Annotated in this window: 11 protein-coding genes; 6 read left to right on the top strand and 5 right to left on the bottom strand. The window is 72.1% G+C overall.

Annotation, left to right across the window (positions count from 1 at the left end; all coding sequences use genetic code 11):
• Positions 1 to 313 precede the first annotated feature (313 nt).
• Entirely contained in the window at positions 314 to 1705 is a 1392-nt protein-coding gene (locus tag BGK67_RS14765) for a peptidoglycan recognition protein family protein (protein WP_069923862.1), read from the bottom strand.
• A gap of 140 nt (positions 1706 to 1845) precedes the next feature.
• On the opposite strand from BGK67_RS14765, the gene BGK67_RS14770 reads away from it, so the two are divergent.
• The 4 genes from BGK67_RS14770 (at position 1846) to BGK67_RS14785 (ending at position 7746) form a co-directional block, all read left to right on the top strand.
• On the top strand, positions 1846 to 2595 hold the full coding sequence (locus BGK67_RS14770) for a TIGR03089 family protein (protein ID WP_069920525.1): 750 nt from the start codon (positions 1846 to 1848) through the stop codon (positions 2593 to 2595).
• Positions 2596 to 2771: 176 nt separating this feature from the next.
• Entirely contained in the window at positions 2772 to 4013 is a 1242-nt protein-coding gene (locus BGK67_RS14775) for an LCP family protein (RefSeq protein ID WP_069920526.1), read from the top strand.
• A 223-nt stretch (positions 4014 to 4236) separates the two neighbouring features.
• Positions 4237 to 5970, top strand: a complete 1734-nt coding sequence (locus BGK67_RS14780) for an LCP family protein (RefSeq protein ID WP_069920527.1) — start codon at positions 4237 to 4239, stop codon at positions 5968 to 5970.
• Between the two features lie 60 nt (positions 5971 to 6030).
• Positions 6031 to 7746: an LCP family protein gene (locus tag BGK67_RS14785; RefSeq protein WP_244291209.1), complete on the top strand. Its 1716-nt coding sequence runs from the start codon at positions 6031 to 6033 to the stop codon at positions 7744 to 7746.
• Positions 7747 to 7818: 72 nt separating this feature from the next.
• Here BGK67_RS14785 and BGK67_RS14790 read toward each other — a convergent pair whose 3' ends face one another.
• Positions 7819 to 8844, bottom strand: coding sequence for a glycosyltransferase family 2 protein (locus BGK67_RS14790; RefSeq protein WP_069920529.1), 1026 nt, complete (start codon positions 8842 to 8844; stop codon positions 7819 to 7821).
• A gap of 282 nt (positions 8845 to 9126) precedes the next feature.
• Here BGK67_RS14790 and BGK67_RS14795 point away from each other — a divergent pair, with 282 nt between their 5' ends.
• Complete coding sequence (locus tag BGK67_RS14795; RefSeq protein ID WP_069920530.1) at positions 9127 to 10509, top strand: LCP family protein; 1383 nt, start codon at positions 9127 to 9129, stop codon at positions 10507 to 10509.
• A gap of 3 nt (positions 10510 to 10512) precedes the next feature.
• Here the strand turns inward: BGK67_RS14795 and BGK67_RS14800 are convergent, their stop codons facing one another.
• Positions 10513 to 11049, bottom strand: a complete 537-nt coding sequence (locus tag BGK67_RS14800) for an acyl-CoA thioesterase (protein WP_069920531.1) — start codon at positions 11047 to 11049, stop codon at positions 10513 to 10515.
• A gap of 106 nt (positions 11050 to 11155) precedes the next feature.
• Between BGK67_RS14800 and BGK67_RS14805 the strand changes: the two genes are divergently transcribed.
• A complete protein-coding gene (locus BGK67_RS14805; protein WP_079154188.1) occupies positions 11156 to 12454 on the top strand; it encodes an LCP family protein in 1299 nt (432 codons plus the stop codon).
• A 46-nt stretch (positions 12455 to 12500) separates the two neighbouring features.
• On the opposite strand, the gene BGK67_RS14810 is transcribed toward BGK67_RS14805, so the two are convergent.
• Both BGK67_RS14810 and BGK67_RS14815 read right to left on the bottom strand, forming a co-directional pair.
• Positions 12501 to 13583: a mannose-1-phosphate guanylyltransferase gene (locus BGK67_RS14810; RefSeq protein ID WP_069920532.1), complete on the bottom strand. Its 1083-nt coding sequence runs from the start codon at positions 13581 to 13583 to the stop codon at positions 12501 to 12503.
• A 208-nt stretch (positions 13584 to 13791) separates the two neighbouring features.
• Positions 13792 to 14949, bottom strand: a complete 1158-nt coding sequence (locus BGK67_RS14815; RefSeq protein ID WP_069920533.1) for an acyl-CoA dehydrogenase family protein — start codon at positions 14947 to 14949, stop codon at positions 13792 to 13794.
• Between the last annotated feature and the right edge of the window lie 78 nt (positions 14950 to 15027).

A 15027-nucleotide genomic window follows, 5' to 3' on the forward strand; every position in this document is an offset into this window, starting at 1 on the left:
CCGGGGCTCCGCCCCGCCCGCCGCCGCAAACGCCGGCGGGGCTGGGTTCGGCCGGCGCCGCCTGCCGGGTGCGGGCCAAGGATTCGGGGCTCCGCCCCGCACCCCGCGCCCCAAACGCCGGCGAGGCTGGATTGCCGCCCCGCGGGGCTGGGGGGCGGGGTGGGACCGGCGGCAGGTGCAGCCCCGCCGGCGTTTGAGGCGCGGGGGGGGCGGGGGGCCGGCCCCCCGAGCCCGGCGGCGCGCGCCTGCCCCCGATCCCGATCCCGATCCCGCACCGGCACCGGCACGGCACCGGCACCGGCACCGCCGGAGGCTACGGGCGGCCTTGGAGTTTGGCTGACGAGGTGCGGGTGGTCGGGAGTTTGCCGTAGAGCTTGGCGCCCGGGCAGGCGGTGGCGAAGCCGTCGCGGTGGCCCGAGATGACGTTCATCGCGACGTTCCGGCCCTTGGGGTAGCGGTTGCCGCCGCCCGAGACCAGGGTCGTCTTCGCGCGCGGGTCGCGGTTGAAGAGGCCGAGCTTCCAGGCGGTGAGGCGGGCGACCGCGTCGACCGCCGCCGCCGGCGGGTTGGTGGAGGTGTAGGTGCCCAGCACCGCGACGCCCATGCTGTTCGTGTTGAAGCCCATGGTGTGCGCGCCGAGCACCGCCTTGGAGACCCCGCCCGCGCGGCCCTCGTAGACCGTGCCGCACTTGTCGACGGCGAAGTTGTAGCCGATGTCCCGCCAGCCGCTGCTGACCACGTGGTAGCGGTACAGGCTGCGCAGGACCGCCGGGGCGTCCTTGCAGGCGTAGTTGTTGCCGGAGGCGCTGTGGTGGACGAACGCCGCCTTGACCGTGCTCGTGTAGACGAAGCCCGACTCGCGCAGGGACTCGTCCGCGCCCCACCCCTTGCGGGTGACGATGCGCGGGCGCGGGCCGATGTACGGGGCGGCGGCCGCGCTCAGCTCGCCGTCGCTCGCGAAGACCGCGTCGGCGGTGGAGTCGGCCTTGTTCAGTTCGGTGATCTCGTCCGCGCCCAGCTCGGCGTGCGGGATGTTCGCGGAGGAGGACTCCGCCATCTCCATCGTCATGCCGGGCGCCACCACCTCGCCCTTGTCGTCGCCCTCGGGGCCGCTGTTCTTGCCGTCCGACCCGGTGGCGGGGGTTTCCGCGCCCGGGTCGACCAGTTCGATCCGCATGCCCGCGGGCAGCCGGGAGGGCGCGCGGTGGGAGGAGGCGCCGGGCTCCGCCTGGACGCGGACCTCCACGCCGTCGGACTCGCCGACCCACAGCGGGGCGGTGGCGCCGCGGACCCGGCCGGAGCCGCGTTCCACCGCGTCGGGGTCGGCCGCGTGCTCGCTGTTGTGGGTCTCGACGTCCTGCCAGTCGGACCAGGTCGCGGTCTTCGCGGAGCGGGTGCGGACCTGGACCTTGCCGTGCAGCTGGGTGGTGACGTCGTCCCAGACCACGCCGACCATCGAGAACGTCTTGACCTCGCGGGCAGGCAGGCCTTGCGTCTCGGGGAGGACACCGGGCGAGGCGCTCATTCCGGGGACGCCGGGCGCCCGGGTGGCCGCGGGTCCCAGGGGGACGAGCGGGAGCGATTGAGTGGAACCGGCGGGGGCCGCGGGGGCGGACTCCGCCAGGGCCGCGGTGGGAAAAGCGACGGGCAGGGCCAGTACGGCGGCGGTCGCGACGCCGATCGAGGAAGCAAGGAATCCACGCATGAAAAGGATGGTGAACACCCGCACCGGCGGGCGCCATCCGAGAACTGACGGTCCGTCCGGCCCGCCGCCGCGTGCCCCTCCCCCGTACGGCGCAGCGGCGGGCCGCCGTACGGGGGACGGCCCCGCGTACCCTGTGCCGGGTGAACGCCACTGACCGCACCCCTGCCGACCTGCTGCGATCCGCGCTCGCCGCCGATCCGGGCCGCCCGCTCGTCACCTTCTACGACGACGCCACGGGCGAGCGCGTGGAATTGTCCGTCGCCACCTTCGCCAATTGGGTGGCCAAGACCGCCAACCTGCTCCAGGGCGACCTGGGCGCCGAGCCCGGGGACCGGCTCGCGCTGCTGCTCCCCGCGCACTGGCAGAGCGCCGTCTGGCTGCTGGCCTGCGCCTCGGTCGGGGTCGTCGCCGAGGTCGGCGGGGATCCGGCCGCCGCGGACCTCGTCGTCAGCGGGCCGGACGCGCTGGACGAGGCCCGGGCCTGTTCCGGTGAGCGGGTGGCGCTGGCGCTGCGGCCGCTGGGCGGGCGGTTCCCGCAGCCGCCGGCCGGGTTCGCGGACTACGCGGTGGAGGTGCCGGGGCAGGGGGACCGCTTCGCACCGTTCGTCCCGGTGGATCCGCAGGGGCCCGGGCTGGCCGTGGGCGGCGAGGAGCTCTCGTACGCGGAGCTGACGGCGCGCGCCCGCGAGGACGCGGCGAAGCTCGGCCTCGGCACGGGATCGCGGGTGCTGACCGGGCTCGGCTACGACACCTGGGACGGGCTGTCGGCCGGGCTGTACGCCGCGCTGGCGTCGGGCGGCTCCGTGGTGCTGTGCCGGAACCTGGACCGGCTGTCGCCGGAGGCGCTGGCGCAGCGCGTCGAGAGCGAGCGGGTCACCCACACCGTCTGAGCGCGGTACTGAGCTCCGTCCCTCAGACTGGTCATGACGGGAATGGGTGATTTGTCACCCGCATGGCTCTAGACAGGACCCCGCCCCCGGGCTGTCCCGGCCGCCCGGAGGCAGGATCGGCAGTGGCCGTGCTCACCCGTACGGCTGTTGTCGGAGCGGCGAGGGGACGGACGCCAGTGACGGACAGCGCGGGCATACCGGGCGCGACCGGGGCGGCCGCGGGTGGCTCGAAGCCTCCGCGCAGCCGTCGGCGCCGAGTGCTGCGCTGGACCGGTGCCGGGGCGGCCTTCCTGGTGCTGGGAGGTTCGGCCGGCGGCTGGTGGCTCTACAACAAGCTCGACGGGAACATCACCGAGGACACCTCCGCGGCGGCCGAGCTGCGGCGCTACGAGCGCGACCGCCCGGCCCACTTCGCGAACGGGGCCCAGAACATCCTGCTGATCGGCTCGGACTCCCGCTCGGGCAAGGACAACGCCCGCTACGGGCAGGACCGGGGCACCGAGCGCTCGGACACCACGATCCTGCTGCACCTGCCGGCGGACCGGCGCAGCGCCACGGCGGTGTCGATACCCCGGGACCTGATGACGGACATCCCGGAGTGCCTGATGGCGGACGGGAGCCGCACCGCCGAACGGCGCGCGCAGTTCAACTGGGCGTTCCAGTGGGGCGGGGCCGGCTGCACGATCCGTACGGTCGAGCGGCTCACGGGCATCCGGATCGACCACCACATGGTGATCGACTTCGGCGGCTTCAAGAAGATGGTCAACGCCATCGGCGGGGTGGAGGTCTGCCTCAAGCATCCGGTCGCCGACGCCGAGGCGAAGCTGCGGCTGCCCGCGGGGCGCCAGACCCTGCGGGGCGAGCAGGCGCTGGGCTTCGTCCGCGCCCGCTACAGCCTGGGCAACGGCAGCGACACGGAACGGATGGAGCGCCAGCAGCAGTTCCTCGGCTCGCTCGTCAAGAAGGTGCAGAGCAACGGGGTGCTGCTGAACCCGGCGCGGCTGTATCCGCTGCTGGACGCGGCGACCTCGTCGGTGACCACGGACCCGGGGCTGGCCTCGCTGCGCGGCCTGTACGAACTCGTACGCGGCGTACGGGACATACCGACCGATCAGGTAAAGTTCCTTACCGTTCCTCGCAAACCGTACTGGGCCGATCCGAACCGGGATGAACTGGTGGAACCGGACGCTACCCGGCTGTTCCAGCAGCTGCGCACCGACAAGCCGGTGACGGTGGCCCCGCCGAAGCCGGAGGCCGAGCCCCCGTCCGAGGACGGCGACCGGAACGAGCCGGCGGACACCCCGGAGACCGGGGCGCCGCGGGACGGCACGGGCCGGGCCGGTGAGGGAACCACCGCCACCCCCCTGCCCGTCCCCACCTTTACCGGGACCACGGCGGGTATGGCCGACTGCCGGTAAAGCAATCCCAAAAGCCGGTGACCGAACCGAACGGGTTGAGAGGTTCGCCCCGTTATAAGGGGAGTGGAATTTGTCACCAGCATGGTTTGCAGCCGAAGCTGGCGGATAAGGTGAGCGATCCGGTGCCCCGCCGGACCAGAGGCCGGGCACCTGCAGCCGGATCGTTGACCGTGCGCCTGGGGGAGGCGCGTCGCGAGGCACCCGACGGAGGATTCGAGCAACCGTGGATGCGCAAAGCCGTGGGCGGGCCGACGAGATCGACCCCGCTGACCAGTGGGTGCTCAACCCCCGCACCGGCAACTACGAACTGCGACTGGGCGACTCCGCAGCGCACCGGCAGGCTGCCGGGGTGGCCGCCCCGCGCAGAGCGCCCTCCGCACCCGGCAAGCCCACGGCGCCGTCCCCGGCCGTGCCGCGGCCCCGGCGCGGCGACGCCCCGCCCGGCGGACGGCGCGGCGGACGCTCACGCAAGGTGGGCGGCGGGGGCGGCGACCGCCGCAAGAAGGCGCTGCTGGTCACCAGCGGGACGCTGGCGTTCCTGCTGGTCGGCGGCGCCGCGGCGGCGTACTTCTACTACGAGCACCTGAACGGCAACCTCAGCGTCACCGACATCGCGGGCGCGGGCACCGGCGGCTTCAAGAAGGACCAGGCCATCAACATCCTGGTCATCGGCACCGACAAGCGCAGCGGCTCCGGCAACGAGGGCTACGGGGACAAGGACAGCGTCGGCCACGCCGACACCACGATCCTCTTCCACGTCGCCAAGGACCGCTCCAACGCCACCGCGCTGTCCATCCCGCGCGACCTGATCACCGACATCCCGTCCTGCCCGACGAAACAGCCCGACGGCTCGACGAAGGAGATCAAGGGCACCAAGGGCACCCGCTTCAACAACAGCCTGGGCCAGGAGGGCCGCGACGCGGGCTGCACGATGCGCACCGTCAAGGAGCTCACCGGGATAGAGGTCGACAACTTCATGATGGTCGACTTCAACGCGGTGAAGACCCTGAGCACGGCGGTCGGCGGGGTGCCCGTCTGCCTGGAGAAGGCCGTCGACGACGAGGACTCCAAGCTGAAGCTGTCCGCGGGCGAGCACCGGCTGGCGGGCGAGGACGCGCTGGCCTTCGTACGGACCCGGCACGCCTTCGGCAACGAGAGCGACCTGGACCGGATCAAGACCCAGCAGCAGTTCCTCGGCTCGATGATGCGCGAGATGAAGTCGAAGGAGACGCTGACCAGCCCGAAGAAGTTCTTCTCGCTCGCGGAGGCGGCCACCAAGTCGCTGACCGTGGACCAGGGGCTGGGATCGATCGACAAACTCACCGATCTCGCGGGTGAGTTGAAGGACATCGACCTCAAGAACATCACCTTCACCACCCTGCCGGTACTCGACAACCCGGCCGAGAAGGTCAAGGCCACCGTCGTGATGGACAAGGCGCTGGCCGATCCGCTGCTGCAGATGATCCGGGGGGACGTCTCGCTCACGGAGGTCGAGGAGAAGGAGCAGGCCGCGCAGGAGGCGGCCGACGCGGACGCCAAGGCCAAGCAGGACGCGCTGCTCCAGGGCAACCGCGCGCCGGCGGGGGACGTGCGGGTCGGCGTGTACAACGGCGGCGGGCCCAAGGGCTCCGCCTCCACCACGCTGAACTGGCTCCAGAACACCAAGGGCATGTCCAAGGCCAGCAACCAGGGCAACGCACCCGCGAAGGTCGGTGCCACGCAGCTGGAGTACGCGCCCAACCAGGCCGACCAGGCCCGGGCGCTGGCCGACGCCCTGGGACTGCCTGCCACCGCTCTGAAGATGGGGACGGCGGACGCCGCGGCGAAGACGCCGATGAAGCTGACGCTCGGCCCCGACTTCCAGCAGCCGGGCACCCCGCTGGGGGCTCCCGTTCCGCAGGAGCTGCCCAAGGACGTCCAGCAGGCCCAGGCCGACAAGGCCGTCTGCGCCAAATAACGGGGAACCGCCGGTCGCACCGGCACAGCATCGACCAAGCAGGATCTTGAGGGGGGACATGTGAGGCACAGCAGCGTGCGAGGGGAGGGGACGACCGCCCGGGCCGCCGGGGACACGTCCGGCGGCGGCGGTGCGGACGCGACCGGCTCGATACCCCCGCCGCGGGGCGGCTCCCGGGCCGCCCGGCGGGCCGCCGACCGCTCCACCCGGCGCAGCCGCCGGCGCGTGTTGCGCTGGGGGGCCTCCGTCCTGTCCCTGCTCATACTCGTGACGGCGGCGGGCGGTTACCTCTACTACCGCCACCTGAACAGCAGCATCAAGACGGACGCGCTGAACCTCGGCGAGACCAAACTGGGCGGCTCCAAGCCCAACTCCTTCGGGCAGACCCCGCTGAACATCCTGCTCATCGGCTCGGACGCGCGCGACGACGCGGCGAACCAGGCCCTCGGCGGGGGCACGGACACCTTCGACGGCCCGGCGCTCGCGGACGTGCAGATGCTCCTGCACCTGTCCGCGGACCGCAGCAACATGTCGGTGGTGTCGATGCCCCGCGACACGATGCTGATGATGCCCAAGTGCACCGAGCCGAACGGCAAGGTGCACCCCGCCAGCAAGGGGCTCGTCCAGACGAACGAGTCGCTCCAGCGCGGCGGACCGGGCTGCACGGTCGCCGCCTGGACCGAGCTGACCAAAATCCCCATCGACCACTTCATGATGATCGACTTCAAGGGCGTGGTCTCGATGGCGGACGCCATCGGCGGCGTCCCGGTCTGCGTCGAGCAGAACATCCACTCCCGCACCCGCGACGGCAAGGGCTCCGGCCTGAAGCTGCCGAAGGGCGAGAGCGTCATCCAGGGCGAGACGGCCCTGCAGTGGCTGCGCACCCGCTACGGGTTCGAGGACGGCACCGACATCGCCCGCACCCACGCCCAGCACCAGTACATGAACTCGATGGCCCGCGAGTTCCGCAAGAACGCCAAGCTCACCAACCCGGTGAAGATGAACAGCCTGGCGCAGGCCGCGATCGACGCCATGGTCGTCGACACCGGGCTGAACAAGATCGACAAGCTGTACGACCTCAGCATGGAGCTCAAGAAGGTCTCGCCGGGGCGGATCACCATGACCACCATGCCGTGGGTCTACAGCACGCGGCCCGGCTTGGACGGGCGGGTCGAGCCGATGCCGGGCGAGGCCGAGGCCCTGTTCCGGATGGTCCGCGAGGACATCGCGCTGGACGGGAAGGGCTCGGGGGCCCCGGAGGCGGGGGCCTCCCCCTCGCCGGGCGCCCCCGCGACCCCCTCGGCGCCGGCCCAGCCGACCGCCGCCCCGGCCACCTCTCCGACCAGCGCCCCGGCCTCGTCGCCCGCGAAGGTCGCCGTCACCGTCCGCAACGCCACCGGCGGCAAGGACGGCGCCGAGGCCAAGGTCAAGCTCCGGGCGAACGACGTCGCCGCGCTGCTGAAGGGCAAGGGCTTCGCCAAGGCCACCGCCGACACCCAGACGGGGGCCGAGGACACCACGGTCGTCCGCTTCGCCACCGACGCCCAGGCGGCCGACGCCGCCTCCGTGGCGACCGCCCTCGGTCTGCCCGCCACCGCCGTGGCGAAGTCCGCCGAGGTACCCGGGATCGTGCTGTTCGTCGGCAAGGACTGGCGGAGCGGCAGCGCGCCGACCCCGCCGCCGCCCGCGCCGACCGTGGCCCCCACGTCCGCACACGCCCTCAACGGCGACAACGACAAGGCCTGCATGCCGGTCCAGGAGGGCTTCACCTGGTAGTGCGCACGCACGAGGGGCCCGGCGGGGCGGCTGTCCGGTTCACAGCCGCCCCACCGGGCCCCTTCGTACGTCTCAGACCTGCGACGGGTCCCGGTGCACGGCCGGGCGGCGGGTCGCGATGAGCTTGTTCGCGAGCGAGCGCGGGCTCGTCAGGAAGCCGTAGCCCCAGCACAGGTGCATGGTGGCCAGGGCCAGGGGGATCTGCGCCCGGGCCTTCAGGGAGCGGCCCCTGCCGGCCGGGACGGAGCCCACGGCGATCGCCGCGAGGTAGCCGGCCGGGACGGCGAAGCCGAGCGGGGTGACGGCCGCACCCACGACCACGCCCGCCGCGAGCGCGCAGACCAGGGTCGGCGGGGCCAGGTAGCGCAGGTTGATGGACCCGGAGTGGTAGCGGGCCACCACGTGCCGCCACCGCCCGTAGTCCTTGTACTGCTTGGCCAGGGCGCGCACCGAACGCCGCGGCCGGTACTGGACCTTCAGCTCCGGGGAGAACCAGATCAGGCCGCCGGCCTCGCGGATGCGGAAGTTCAGCTCCCAGTCCTGGGCGCGGATGAACTCCTCGTTGTAACCGCCCTGCTGCTCCAGCGCCTCGCGGCGGAAGACACCGAGGTACACGGTCTCGGCCGGTCCCGCCCGGCCGCCGGTGTGGAACGGCGCGTTGCCGACGCCGATCCGCGAGGTCATCGCGGCGGCGACGGCCTCTTCCCAGGCGTTCTGGCCCTCGGCGTGCATGATGCCGCCGACGTTCTGCGCACCGGTCTCCTCCAGGAGGCGCACGGCGGTGGCGATGTAGTCCGGCGAGAGCATGCCGTGGCCGTCGACGCGTACCACGATCGGATGACGCGAGGCCTTGATGGCGGCGTTGAGTGCGGCAGGGGTCCGGCCCGTGGGGTTCGGAACGGTGTGGACTCGGGAATCCTCGGCGACGAGCTCGGCGGCGATCTCGTCGGTGCGGTCCGTGGACGGCCCCAGCGCGATCACCACCTCCATCTCGCCCGCGTACTCCTGTTCCAGGATGTGGCGGACGGAGTCGCGGAGGTAGTGCTCCTCGTTGAGCACCGGCATGATCACCGAGACTGCGGGCTGCTGGGCGGGCATGTGGTCCTTCAAGGTCGGGTATCGGTGTCACGTTACCGCGTACGGGGGAACCGGGTGCGCGCCGAGTGAGCGGTACGGACAGAGGCTGATCGTATGGGCCTACTGTTCTGACGAATCAGATCCAGGCCGATCGTTTCCCCTGCTGTTCCCGCGGAGGTGTCCCCCGTGCCCCAGCCGCACCGTCCCACCCGTCCCGCCAGGCCGGCCCAGCCACAGCGCGCACGGCGCGGCGGTGCGGGCGCCGGTCCGGCCCGGCACCGGGACGACAGGCCCAGGTGGGGCGTGCGGATCGCGGCCGGGCTGTCGGTGGCGGTGCTGGGCTGCGGGGCCGTCGGGCATGCCGTGATGACCGGGCTGGACACCGGGATCGAGCGGGTGGACCCGTTCAAGGACATGAAGAACCGCCCGCAGGCCGGGCACGGCCTGAACTTCCTGCTGGTGGGCACCGACGGCCGCGAGAAGATCGGTCCGGAGGAGAAGCGCGAGTACCGCCTGGGCGGGGCGCCCTGCCACTGCACCGACACCATCATGCTCGTCCACCTGTCGGCGGACCGGAAGCGGGCGAGCGTGATCAGCCTGCCCCGCGACAGCTACGCGGAGGTGCCCGCGCACCACGACCTCGTCACCGGGAAGGCGCACAAGGCGCACCCGGTGAGGCTGAACGCCGCGTACGCGGAGGGCGGCCCCAACCTGACCGTGCGGACGGTCGAGAACATGACCCGGGTGAAGATCGACCACTACCTGGAGGTCGATTTCACCAGCTTCATGAAGACGGTCGACGCCATCGGCGGGGTCGACATCTGCACCGCCAAGACCATGCGCGACCCGAACACCGGCCTCGACCTGCTGCCCGGCACCCACCGGCTGACCGGTGGGCAGGCCCTGCAGTACGTGCGCTCGCGCCATGTCGACGGAGCCTCCGACCTCGGCCGGATGCAGCGCCAGCAGCGGTTCCTCGCCGCCCTGATCAAGCAGGCGACCAACGGCGGGGTGCTGCTCAACCCGGTCAAGTTCAAGCAGGTCAGCTCCACGCTGCTGGGCTCGGTCCGGGCCGACCGGGGCTTCGGCTCGGAGCAGATGCTCGCGCTCGGGCAGGCGATGCGGGACTTCACCCCCTCCTCCTCCGAGTTCGCCTCCGTGCCCGTCGGCGACCCGTCCTTCCGGGTGAAGAGCATCGGCTCCACCGTGAAGTGGGACGAGCCCGAGGCCGCCAAGCTCTTCGAGGCGGTCCGCCAGGACCGGCCGCTGGCCCCGGCCCGCCCCGGGACCTCCGGCAGCCGGCCCGCGGCCGTAGTGGTGGACGTGCCCCCCAAGCAGGTCCGGGTGCAGGTGGAGAACGGGACCCGGATCGACGGGCTGGGCGGCAGGGTGGACGCGGCCCTGCGCGCCACCGGCTTCGACACCACCGGGGCCCCGGGCAACGGCGCCGGCCGGGACGTCCGGCGCACCGTGATCACGTACGACCCGCGCTGGGACCGCTCCGCCCGCTCGGTGGCGGCCGCGCTGCCGGGCAGCGAGCTGCGGGCGGTGGCGCGGCAGGGCCGGACCGTGGTGGTCATCGCGGGCTCGGACCACCGCAAGGTGGTGCCGGTGCGGGCGGAGGACCCGTACCCGGGCAGCTCCAGGGTGCTGACGGGCGACGAGGTGACCTGCGCGGCGCAGTGACGGTCAGTCGTCGAAGCCCTGGGCGGCCCGCTCCTCGCGCAGGGCCATGATCGCCTGGCGGCGCGCCAGCCGGTGCGTGCGGCGGATCTGGGCCTCCTGGTAGCGCCGCTCGTCGCGTTCGGTCTGCGGGAGCACGGGCGGGACCCGGCGGGGCTTGCCGTCGGCGTCCACGGCCGCGAAGACGAGGTAGGCGCTGCCGACCTGGGTGGCGGGGGTGGACTCGTTCCACCGCTCCGCGAGGACCCGTACGCCGATCTCCATGGAGGAGCGGCCCGTCCAGTTGCACTGGGCCTTCACGTGCACGAGGTCGCCGACCCGCACGGGGGCGAGGAAGGCCATCTCGTCCATGGACGCGGTGACCGCGGGGCCACCGGAGTGGCGCCCGGCCACGGCCCCGGCAGCGTCGTCCACCAGCTTCATGATCACGCCGCCGTGCACCGTGCCGAGGAGGTTGGTGTCGTTGGCCGTCATGATGTGGCTGAGGGTCGTACGGGAGGCCGCGGTCGGCTTCCCGGGCAGCTCGCCCGGTATCTCTGTCATACGGACACCTTAGATGCGTTGTGGAGGCATCAGCTCTGCAACAGGACCGGTACGGAAGCCACCCCGGGCTGTCGGGCGACACGCCCGGGCAGGCATCCTTGGGCGCATGAATGACTGGCCTGAAGGTCGCGAGGACGGGTACGGGCGCGGCAGCGCCGGAGCGCAGCCCGAGGGCGCGCGGCGGATGCGGCACGTCCAGCGGCAGCAGCCCCCGCGCCCGGCGGTGCCCCCGCCCGCCCGGCGGCCCGGACCGCCCTCCCCCGCGGTGCCCCCGCAGCAGGGGCGGGGCCACGACACGTACGGCGGCTACGACAGCGGCTACAACACGGGCCAGGTCTACGGCGCCCCCGCGGGCCCCGGCGGCCCCGGCGGGCCGTCGCAGCCCCCCTCGGGGCCCGGCCGTCCCGGGCGGACGCCCGGGGCCGCCCCGGACTGGCGCAAGCGGATCAAGGTCGGCTCGATCGTGCTGGTCTCCGCGCTGGTGGTGACCACCGTCTCCACCTACTTCTGGGCGGACTCCAAGGTGCGCCGCGAGGTGGACCTGTCCAAGGTCATCGAGCGCCCGAAGGAGGGCGACTGCACGACCTACCTGATCGTGGGCTCCGACAGCCGCGAGGGCATGTCCGACGAGGAGAAGAAGAAACTCCACACGGGCTCGGCCGAGGGCAAGCGCACCGACTCGATGATGATCCTGGCCAAGTGCTCCAGCGGGAACACCATGATCTCGCTGCCGCGCGACTCGGACGTGGAGATCCCGTCCTTCGTCGGCTCCCAGTCGGGCAAGAAGTTCCCGGCGCAGGGCCGCCGGGTCAAGCTCAACGCGGCGTACGCGGAGGACGGCCCCGAGCTGCTGGTGCGGACGGTGGAGCACAACACCGGCCTGCGGATCGACCACTACGCGGAGATCGGCTTCGCCGGCTTCGCGAACATCGTGGACGCGCTGGGCGGGGTGGAGCTGGACATCGAGGAGGGCTTCAAGGACGAGAAGTCGGGCGCCGACTTCAAGGCGGGCCGGCAGACGCTGAACGGCGAGCAGTCGCTGGCCTTCGTACGGACCCGCTACGCCTTCGCCGAGTCGGACCTGCAGCGGACGAAGAACCAGCAGAAGTTCCTGTCGGCGCTGGCGAGCCAGGCGGCGACCCCGTCCACCGTCCTCAACCCCTTCGACCTGTACCCGCTGCTGGGCGCCGGCCTGGACACGCTGATCGTGGACAAGGACATGGGCCTGTACGACATGGGCCAGATGTTCTTCGCCATGAAGGGCGTCAACGGCGGCGACGGCGTGTCGATGAACATGCCGATCTCCGGGCAGCGCGGCGGGAACCTCGTCTGGGACAAGGCGAAGGTGCAGCAGCTGGTGAAGCAGATCCAGAACGACGAGAAGGTCACCGTCCGGGGCCAGTGACCCCGGCTTCCGCCCGGTGGGGCCCCTGCGGGGGCCCTCCCGGGGGTCAGGCGTCCGGGGAGAAGCGGATCGCGGCGTCGGGCAGCCGCGCCCCGCACCAGACCCGGGCGCCGGAGCGGAGCTCGTTGTCGGCGCCCACGAGGGCGTCGTCGCCGATGACCGCGCCGTCGAGGACCGTCCGCTCGCCCACCGAGGCGCGCGCGCCGATCAGGGCGGCGCTCACCTGCGCGTCGGCGCCGATGACGGCGCCCTCCAGGACGATGGAGCCCTGGACGACCGCTCCCGCCTCGATCCGGGCCCCCGCGCCCACGACGGTGCCGCCGGACAGCTTTGCCCCCGCCGCCACCCGGGCGCCGGGCAGGACCAGGGACTCGCCGCGCCGGCCGGGGACGGCCGGGGAGGAGACCACGCCGCGGACCAGGTCGGCGGAGGCCTGGACGATGGCCTCGGGCTTGCCCAGGTCCATCCAGTAGGTGTCCTCGGTGACGCCGTGCAGCGTGGCGCCGGACGCCAGCAGGCCGGGGAAGGTCTCGCGCTCGACGGAGACCGGGCGGCCCGCGGGGATGGAGTCGATCACGCTGCGGCGGAAGACGTAGCAGCCGGCGTTGATCTGGTCGGTGATGATCTCCTCGGGCGTCTGCGGCTTCTCGGTGAAGGCCAGCACCCGCCCCTCGGAGTCGGTGGGGACCAGGCCGAAGGCGCGCGGGTCCTCGACGCGGACCAGGTGCAGGGAGACGTCGGCGTCGGCCGCCTTGTGGGATTCCACCAGTCCGGCGATGTCCAGGCCCGTGAGGATGTCCCCGTTGAAGACGAGGACGGCGGAGTCCGGTCCCCCGGTGAGCAGCCGGGCGGCGTTGCGGATGGCGCCGCCGGTGCCCAGCGGTTCGTCCTCGACGACGTACTCCAGGTGGACGCCGAACTCGGACCCGTCGCCGAAGTAGGGCTCGAAGACCTCGGCGAGGTAGCAGGTGGCCATCACGATGTGCGTGACGCCGGCGGCGGCGGCGCGGGCTATCTGGTGGGCGAGGAAGGGCACGCCTGCGGTGGGGACCATCGGCTTCGGCGTGTTCACCGTCACGGGACGCAGGCGCGTCCCCTGTCCGCCGACCAGCAGGATCGCTTCCGTCATGTGCGTTCTCCCCAACCGATTCCTGCGTGCGAAGGCCCAAATTTAGCCCATCCGAGTGGTCCGGAAGGGCCGGAGGCCGTGGAAGGCGCGCGGGCGCGCGCCCGTGGCGCCGTAGTGCCCGGCGTGTCCGCAAATGCCCGGCCCACGCGACGCGACCGACCCCCGGCGGGCCGCCGGGGGTCGGTCGCGTCGGTGCGGGTCGGGCGCGTTACGGCAGGTTGCGCGCCATGACGATGCGCTGCACCTGGTTCGTGCCCTCGTAGATCTGGGTGATCTTGGCGTCGCGCATCATGCGCTCGACCGGGTAGTCGCGGGTGTAGCCGTAGCCGCCGAGGAGCTGGACGGCGTCCGTGGTGACCTCCATGGCCACGTCGGAGGCGAAGCACTTGGCCGCGGCGCCGAAGAAGGTCAGGTCGCCGTCGACGCGCTCGGACTTGGCGGCGGCCGAGTACGTGAGCTGGCGGGCGGCCTCGATCTTCATGGCCATGTCCGCGAGCATGAACTGCACGCCCTGGAAGTCGCCGATCGGCTTGCCGAACTGCTTGCGCTCCTGGACGTAGCCCTTGGCGTAGTCCAGGGCGCCCTGCGCGATGCCGAGCGCCTGGGCGGCGATCGTGATGCGGGTGTGGTCGAGGGTCTTCATCGCGGTGGCGAATCCGGTGCCCTCGGCGCCGATCATGCGGTCGGCCGGGATGCGGACGTTGTCGAGGTAGACCTCGCGCGTCGGGGAGCCCTTGATGCCGAGCTTCTTCTCCGGGGCGCCGAAGGAGACGCCCTCGTCGGACTTCTCGACGACGAACGCGCTGATGCCCTTGGAGCGCATCGAAGGGTCGGTGACGGCCATGACCGTGTAGTACTCGGAGACGCCCGCGTTGGTGATCCAGCGCTTCACGCCGTTCAGGACCCAGAAGTCGCCGTCGCGGACCGCGCGGGTCTTCATGCCGGCCGCGTCGGAGCCCGCGTCCGGCTCGGAGAGCGCGTACGAGAACATCGCGTCGCCCTTGGCGAGCGGGCCGAGGTACTTGGCCTTGAGCTCCTCGGAACCCGAAAGGATCACCGGGAGCGAGCCGAGCTTGTTGACGGCGGGGATGAGCGAGGAGGAGGCGCAGACGCGGGCCACTTCCTCGATCACGATCACGGTGGCGAGGGCGTCGGCGCCCGCGCCGCCGTAGGTCTCGGGCACGTGGACGGCGTGCAGGTCGCTGGAGACCAGGGCGTCGAGGGCCTCCTGCGGGAAGCGGGACTCCTCGTCGACCGCGGCTGCGAACGGCAGGATCTTCGCCTCGGCGAGCGAGCGGACCGACTCGCGGAGCATGTCGTGCTCCTCGGCCGGGCGGTACAGGTCGAAGTCGGCAGAACCCGCCAAGATCTCTCACTCCCCAGGGTGATGCGTGATGCTAACTACCGTTAAGTAACCGAAGCTTAGTGGCCGGTGCACGGATGG

This window comes from Streptomyces subrutilus, from assembly GCF_001746425.1.
Taxonomy (GTDB): domain Bacteria; phylum Actinomycetota; class Actinomycetes; order Streptomycetales; family Streptomycetaceae; genus Streptomyces; species Streptomyces subrutilus_A.